The 7,076-nt window shown below is 72.2% G+C and carries 5 protein-coding genes and 2 pseudogenes; 4 read left to right on the top strand and 3 right to left on the bottom strand.

What is annotated here, in order from left to right:
* The 4 genes and pseudogenes from ACWDAS_RS33455 to ACWDAS_RS33440 all read left to right on the top strand — a co-directional run.
* A pseudogene (locus ACWDAS_RS33455) lies at nucleotides 1-598 on the top strand (hypothetical protein); the annotation flags it as partial.
* 790 nt (nucleotides 599-1,388) lie between these two features.
* The gene (locus ACWDAS_RS33450; RefSeq protein WP_450398410.1) at nucleotides 1,389-2,648 is read left to right on the top strand and encodes a YbfB/YjiJ family MFS transporter; all 1,260 of its coding nucleotides are present in this window, start codon (nucleotides 1,389-1,391) and stop codon (nucleotides 2,646-2,648) included.
* Between the two features lie 27 nt (nucleotides 2,649-2,675).
* Nucleotides 2,676-3,098: a universal stress protein gene (locus ACWDAS_RS33445; RefSeq protein WP_450398408.1), complete on the top strand. Its 423-nt coding sequence runs from the start codon at nucleotides 2,676-2,678 to the stop codon at nucleotides 3,096-3,098.
* A gap of 452 nt (nucleotides 3,099-3,550) precedes the next feature.
* Nucleotides 3,551-4,366, top strand: coding sequence for an MIP/aquaporin family protein (locus ACWDAS_RS33440; RefSeq protein ID WP_450398406.1), 816 nt, complete (start codon nucleotides 3,551-3,553; stop codon nucleotides 4,364-4,366).
* 148 nt (nucleotides 4,367-4,514) lie between these two features.
* Here ACWDAS_RS33440 and ACWDAS_RS33435 read toward each other — a convergent pair whose 3' ends face one another.
* The 3 genes and pseudogenes from ACWDAS_RS33435 to ACWDAS_RS33425 form a co-directional block, all read right to left on the bottom strand.
* Nucleotides 4,515-4,949, bottom strand: coding sequence for an STAS domain-containing protein (locus tag ACWDAS_RS33435; protein WP_450398404.1), 435 nt, complete (start codon nucleotides 4,947-4,949; stop codon nucleotides 4,515-4,517).
* A 206-nt stretch (nucleotides 4,950-5,155) separates the two neighbouring features.
* Nucleotides 5,156-5,806, bottom strand: a pseudogene (locus tag ACWDAS_RS33430) (response regulator); the annotation flags it as partial.
* On the bottom strand, nucleotides 5,775-6,977 hold the full coding sequence (locus tag ACWDAS_RS33425; protein WP_450398402.1) for a sensor histidine kinase: 1,203 nt from the start codon (nucleotides 6,975-6,977) through the stop codon (nucleotides 5,775-5,777). The pseudogene ACWDAS_RS33430 and the gene ACWDAS_RS33425, both read right to left, overlap by 32 nt.
* Nucleotides 6,978-7,076 lie beyond the last annotated feature (99 nt).

The raw sequence follows: 7,076 nt of genomic DNA, 5'->3' as shown, positions 1-7,076 counted from the left end.
CCACCTGGCACATCGTCCCGGCCACCGCATAAAGGAAAGGGCCGCCCGGCCTCCGGCCGGGCGGCCCCACAACAAGATTTTCAGCAGTCTTCTAGCCAGCGCGCTCGGCCGCGGCGGCCACTCGCTGAACCAGTTGTGCGACGCCGTCCTCTCCGATCTGCGCCCGCACGGCGGCGAGGACGACATCACCCTTCTGGCGATGGGGATCAGGGGCCTGCCCGACCATCGCACCGCCTCATGGGACCTTTCATGCGACAGCACCGAGGCCTGCCGGGCGCGCCACCTCATCCGTGGCCAGCTGGAGCAGTGGGACCTGCCGATGCTCGCGGACATGGCAGAGCCTTTGATCGAGGAGCTGGTCAGCGCTGCCGGCTGCGACGACGGTTGCCCCCTCGGTGTCCGCCTGCACCGCACGAATGTGCTGCTCGTCGAGGTGCTCAGCGCCCGCGGAACCCTGCGCGGGGCAGCACTAGGTGGCTGCGAAAGCGGGGAATTGCGCATGGTCGGCGATCGGGCACAGCACTGGGGAGTACGCGAGCATGCCGACGGCAGGACTGTCTGGTTCGAGATTCCTCTGGGCGCGGAGAAACACCGGTGATGGCCTCGTGTTCCCCCATGCGGGCCATCCGGGACCTGCCCGACCAGCGCACGGCCTGCTGAACGCGGGCTGACCTCCGGCCTCAAGGACGAGGCCGCCGCCCCGTACCTGGGACTCGGCCTGCGCACCGTGCGCCGCCGTATCGCCGCCCTGATGGACCGGACCGGGGCGGAACACCCGCTTCCGGGCCGGAAGGCTGCTGGGATTGGGCTCCACCACTGCCCCGGCCGCGAGCCCAGCCGTCCGGCCGGCTGACCGGACGATCGTCCCTACGCTCCCACGGGCCTCGTCGCGGCGTACCGCGAATCGAAAGACACCGACATCGCGCCTGGAAGAGGAGCGGCGGCGGGGCCCTCCTCCGGCGACCTGTCCTGACTTGGGGGCGCCACCTCACGGCTCCCCGGTCTGCTCCTGGCTCATCGGTTGCCTCCGCCCCATGCCGACGGCGCGGCTGCCCGGTGCGCACTGCGCGTCCCCGAACCCTGCCCGACGCCATCCGGCGCGTGGCGGCGCATCGAGCCGCCTTGCCGGCTCCTGCCAGCTACCGGCTACCAGCCCGCTGTGCCGCGCCTGTCGTGACGGGCTCGGCGGCCCGATGACCGCCGCCCGCGGCGCGGGTCTTCGCGATGGCCCGATTGGTGGGCAATGCGGCCCGGCGACCGGCCATGGCAGCACCTGCAGCACGCATTGAACCCCCGTGAAGGCGCTAATCAAGCGCCGTGATCCTCACATCCGAATCGTTCGAGAAAGGCCCTGTCGTGATCGACTGGACTGTCTGGGAGCGTGTGCGATGACCGCCTCACCGTCTGCGGCCGCCAAGCAGCGGCCGGAGTTTCTCGTTGCACTGGGGCTGGCGGCCGGCCCGGTGGTGGCGCTGGGCTTCACCCGTTTCGCCTACGCGCTGCTGCTGCCGGCCATGCGGGAGAAGCTGCACTGGAGCTACGCCGCGGCCGGCGGGATGAACACCGCCAACGCCCTGGGCTACATCATCGGAGCCGCCACCGCGGCCTGGTGGTCGCGCCGCTTCGGCGCCCGGGCCGCGTTCGTGTGGGGCATCGTCATCAGTGCGCTCACCCTGCTCGCCTCCGGGGCGACCGGCGACCTCGCCGGCCTTGCCGTCCTGCGGTTCATCGGCGGTCTGAGCACCGCGGTGACCTTCGTAGTCGGCTCGGCGCTCGCCTCCCGCGTCCACAGCGGCGGCCAACAGACCCGCTCGGCCGCGCTGGTCGCCATGTATATGGCCGGCGTCGGCATCGGGGTGGTGCTCTCCGGCGTGGTGATCCCCGCGGCCCTCACCGCCTGGGGCGTGTCGGGCTGGCAGGCCGGGTGGCTGCTGATGGGTGTGCTCGCCCTCCTCGCGATCGGGCCGGCCGCCTGGGCCGCACGCCAGGTGCCCGAGCAGGTGGCGGGCGGCGCCACCCACGGCGGCCGCATCAGCCTCAAGCCGCTGACGCCTGTCTTCGCCTGGTACGTGCTGTTCGGCGCCGGCTACGTGTCCTACATGACCTTCGTCGTCGCCCTGCTGCACAGCCAGGGCATGAAGGTCTGGGGCACGGCCACGTTCTTCATCGTGCTGGGCATCGCCTCCGCGGCGGCGACACTGCTGGTGTGGGGCCGGTTGATCGGCCGGCTGCGCGGCGGCGCCGCTCCCGCGCTGGTGTCGGCCGTCGTCCTGGTCGGTGTGCTGCCCGTGCTGCTGTGGCACGGGATGGGCGCCGCAATCGCCTCGGCGATCATCTTCGGCGGCTCGTTCATGGCCGGCCCCACCGCCGTGACCGTCCTGGCCCGCCGGATGCTGCCCGCGCACGCGTGGACCTTCGGTATCGCCCTGCTGACGGTGGCCTTCAGCGTCGGCCAGGCAGTCGGGCCTCTGGTCTCCGGTTTGCTGTCCGACTCCTCCGGAGGCATCGCCAAGGGCCTGTGGCTGTCCGTGGTGCTGCTCGCCGTCTCCGCCGCTGTCGCCCTCGTCCAGCGCGAGCGGGCCATCGAGCACCACCACCAGGAGACGCCGGCCGTCGCCCCCGCCGCTCCCGGCGCCGCCGGACGCTGACCATTCCCGTACGTCAAGGAGATCCCCATGTTCCACCGCATCCTTGTTGCCCTCGACGGCAGCCCGGCCTCGCACAGCGCGGTCCGCACCAGCGCAGAACTGGCCGCCGTGACCGGCGCGAAGGTCCGGGTGCTGCACATCGACCCCTCCGAGGTGGTGTACGACACCGTCGTCGGCCTGGAGGACGACGCAGCCGCCCACCAAGTCCTGGACTCGGCCGTCGCGACCCTGCGGCAGGCGGGTGTCCCGGCGGACGGTGAGCTGCTGGACGGCCTGGTGTCCGATGTGGCGCAAGCCGTGCAGGAGGCCGCCGAGGGCTTCGACGCCGACCTGATCGTCGTCAGCCCGCACCACCGCAGTCGTCTCGCCGCCTGGTTCTCCCCCAGTGTCAGCATCGCGATCGCCCACAAGAGTCGGATCGCCGTGCTCCTGACTCCCGGGCAGGACTGAGGTGTCCCACCGCGCGGTGCACGTCACAGAACAGGAAGCCTCGCCCGCCTGATCACTGTCGGGCCCCACCGTCTGATCGCCGACGAACACACCCCCATCGGCGGCGACACGGGGCCCGACCCGTTCCAGCTGCTGCTCGCCGGCCTGGGCCCCGCACTTCGACAACGTTGAGGATGTACGCCGACCGCCACGCCTGGAAACTGCACGACGTGCAGGTCCGGCCGCGGCTGGAGCAGGGCAGCGAGCCGGCCGTCGTCCGGGGGATCCTCCCGGACGGGAGCCTGGACGACGACCTGCGCAGCAGGTTCACGGCCGTGGCTGGATCCCGTGCGGCGGCCCGCCTCCGCCCGCGCAGGCCGGCGACAGGGCCGGGAACTGGCCCGGGGCCCGCCACCGGCCGCCGGCGGCGGCTTCCTGGCCCGTGCGGCCGCCCTTCGACGTACCGTCGAAAGGTGCTCCGGGAAAAAGCCACCGGCCCCGCTGCCGCTCCTTGGGACCGCCGCCCGCTGTACGGGCTTGCCGACGCGGCCTGGGAGTTCGTGCTGACGACCGTCCTGTTGTACTGCGTGGTCACGGCCGTCCGCTGGCTGACGTCACCTGACTCGCCGCTCGCCGTGGCAGGCACTCGGGCGGCGACAGCGCTCGTGGGGGTCGTGGTCGGGATCGTCCTCGTGGTGCTGATCACCTCCCCGCCGGGGCGCTGCTCCGGCGCCCACATGAACCCCGCGATCAGTCTCGCGCTGTGGCTGATGGGTGCCTTCCCCGGGCGCTACGTGCCGCTCTACGCCGCCGCGCAGCTGGCAGGCTCGGTGGCAGGCACTGCGCTGGGACGGCTGTGCTGGGGACCGGTGATTGCCCGGCCATCGATGCGTTATGCCGCCGTGCACCCGAGCCCGGCGTGGAACACGACCGCACTCATGCTCGCGGAAGGCGGCTGCCTCGCACTGGTGGTGTTGATGGTGGCGTTCTTCCTGGCGCACCCCGCCATCAGCCGCTGGCTGCCCTATGCCGTCGGCGCGGCGACGACCCTGATCATCACCGTGCTGGGGGGATGGAGCGGGGGTTCGGCGAACCCGGCCCGCCAGCTGGGCCCCGCGCTGCTGTCCGGTAGCACCCGGCTGCTATGGGTCTACCTGGTCGCCCCGCTGATCGGCGCGTTGCTCGGGGCTGCGGCCTACTGCCTCCTCCAGCGCCGCCTGGGCGCCCCCACCCCGTGCACCTACCGGCTGTGCGGGAACGACGACGCCCTGCGAAACCGGGCCCGATAAAGGGTGCGGGCGCGTTCAGCGGCAGGCGTCGAGCCACCGTGCCGGAGTAGTCGATGCGCGCGGCAGGTGCGCCCCGGCCTTCGGGCCGGAAAGGAACCGGCTTCCTGCGCAGCAGGGAAAGGGCCCCTCCCTTCGGAGAGGGGCGCAGTCAGCGCTTCGGCAGCGATCCGGGCAGAACCTGCTGGGTGTCGACCTCACCGGCTGCCGTGCAGTCCAGGAGCCGGTGGGTGTGCCGGGTCAGGACCACAACCCGGCGCAGCGCCGCACTCACGGGTGCGATGCGCAGCCACTGGCCGCGTCGTCGGCTGAGCGTGTGAGCCTCGACCAGGGGGCGCAGGCCGGCCGCGTCGACGAAGGTGAGGTCGGCTGCGTCCAGGGTCACGCCGTGGCTGTGATCGAGGCTGAGGCAGAAGTCGAGTGCGCTGTTGACCGCGGGAGCGCCGGCGATGTCCAGTTCACCGCTCAGGCGGACGAGCATGCTGCACCCCGGCCCCGTCAGGAGGGTGATCCGCAAAGAAGGCGGGCACGGCCAGGAGATCGTCGGGCAGGGGGCGGGACGGTCGAGTGTGGTCGTGGTCGTCACGTGTTTCCTCAATGAGATTCCGGCCGCCTGTCACACGCGGCGCTCGCTACCGCCAACGGAGGGGGTGGCCGTTGACTGCATCCAGCCTGCACTTGACGGCGTGTGCGGGCATCGGCCCTGGTGGCGATGGCGGAGGTCATTCGCATGGATGACCGCGGGCGGGCCGTCTCCTGCCCGGTGCTGTGCCCGCGGCCGGGTGAGGTGGAGGGCAGGGCGAGTCCGGTGTCGTAGGCGAGGATGACGGCCTGGACGCGGTCGCGCAGGTGGTACTTGTCGAGGATGTGGGCGACATGGGTCTTCACGGTGGATTCGCTGATGAAGAGTTCGGCGGCGATCTCGGCGTTGGACAGCCCGCGGGACAGGGCCCGCAGCACGTCTGTCTCCCGCTGGGTGAGGGCGTTCAGGCTCGGCGGGGCGGGCGCCGGTTCGGGCAGCGCGGCGAACCGCTCCAGCAGTCGGCGGGTCACTTGGGGGGAGATGACCGCTTCCCCCGAGACGATGGCGCGGATCGCCTCGACGAGGGAGTCGGCCGGGCCGTCCTTGACCAGGAAGCCGCTGGCCCCGGCGCGCAGGGCGTCCAGGACGTGTGCGTCCAGGTCGAAGGTGGTCAGGATGATCACCCGGGTCGCCGAGGGGGCCTCAAGGATGCGGTAGGTCGCCTTCACCCCGTCCAGCCGGGGCATGCGGATGTCCATGAGGACGACGTCCGGCTGCAGGCTGCGGGCGTCGGCGACCGCGGCCAGGCCGTCGCCGGATTCGCCGACCACGATCAGGTCGGGTTCGGCTTCCAGGATGAGACGGAACCCGGTGCGGATCACGGGCTGGTCATCGACGAGGAGGATGCGGGTGGCGGTGATCAAGGACAGCCCGTTTCGTTGTCGCAGGGTGGGGTGGGGTCAGGGGCAGGTCGGCGCGGACGAGGAAGCCGCCGTCCGGTTGCGGGCCGGTGTGCAGGGTGCCGCCGGCGGCGGTGACGCGTTCGCGCATGCCCACCAGGCCGTGGCCGCCGCCGGGCGCCACCGCATGGGAGCCATGGGCGCCGGCACGCGGGCCGTCGTCGCGCACCGTGACGGTCAGGCAGTCCGGCTGCCAGTCGAAGGTGACGGCTGCGTGCGTGTGCCCGGCGTGTTTGAGCGTGTTGGTCAGCGCCTCCTGCACCACCCGGTATGCGGTGAGCTCGGTGCCGGCCGGCAGGCGGCGGGCGATACCCGTGGAGGCCTCCGCCACGCGAAGCCCGGCGTCGCGCAGGGAGTCCAGCAGTGAGGGGATGTCGCTGATCGCCGGCTGCGGCGAGCGACCCGCCACCGCCTCGTCCTCCTCGGTGCGCAGCAGCCCCAGCAGGCGCCGCAGCTCTGCGATGGTGGCCCGGCCGGTCGCCTCGATGGCGGCGTGCAGCTCCCGGGTCTTGCCCGGGTCGCTGGACTGGACGCGGTCGGCGGCGATGACCTGCACGATCATCAGGCTCACATGGTGGGCCACGATGTCGTGCAGTTCACGGGCGATCCTGGCCCGCTCCTCCACCACCGCAGTGCGCGCCAGCGCGACCTGCTCCCGCTTGAGCGCGGCCGCATGCTCCAGCGCCTCGGCCGCCATGGCGCGGCGGGCGCGCACCAGGCAGCCCAAAGCCCACGCGGCGACCACCAGGACGTCCACGACGAGGGCCGAACCGATGCCGCCGGCACCGCCGATCAGTACCTCGGTACCGCCGGCTGCCAGTGCCGTCCCGGCCAGCAGCCGGTAGGTGGGACAGCGCATGGAGCGGACGGTGGTGAGGAAGACCGCCACGGCGAAGGCGAGCAGCACCGTGCCGATGGCGGCGCCGGCTCCGGCGCCGGCGACCGGTGCGGGGATGGAGTGCCGGGCCTGCAGGGCGGCCGCCGCCGCGCCGACGACCAGCAGTGCGGCAACCGGCCACCGCCGGTGCATCGCGAAGGGGGCTCCCACCATCAGGGCCAGGGCGATGCCCACCGCGTCCAGGCCGTGTCCGGCCGGGTGCGCGGGATCGACGGCCTCCGTGAGGGCGGCCACCGCCAGCAGCGGGGCGAGCAGGAGGTCGACTGCTGCACGCGGTAGCCGGTGCCGGGCAAGGGCCTCCAGACGCCCGTGCCTGCTCGCCTGTTGTGGAAG

The organism is Streptomyces sp. NPDC001070 (genome assembly GCF_053598835.1).
This window is presented reverse-complemented; position numbering and strand designations above follow the sequence as displayed.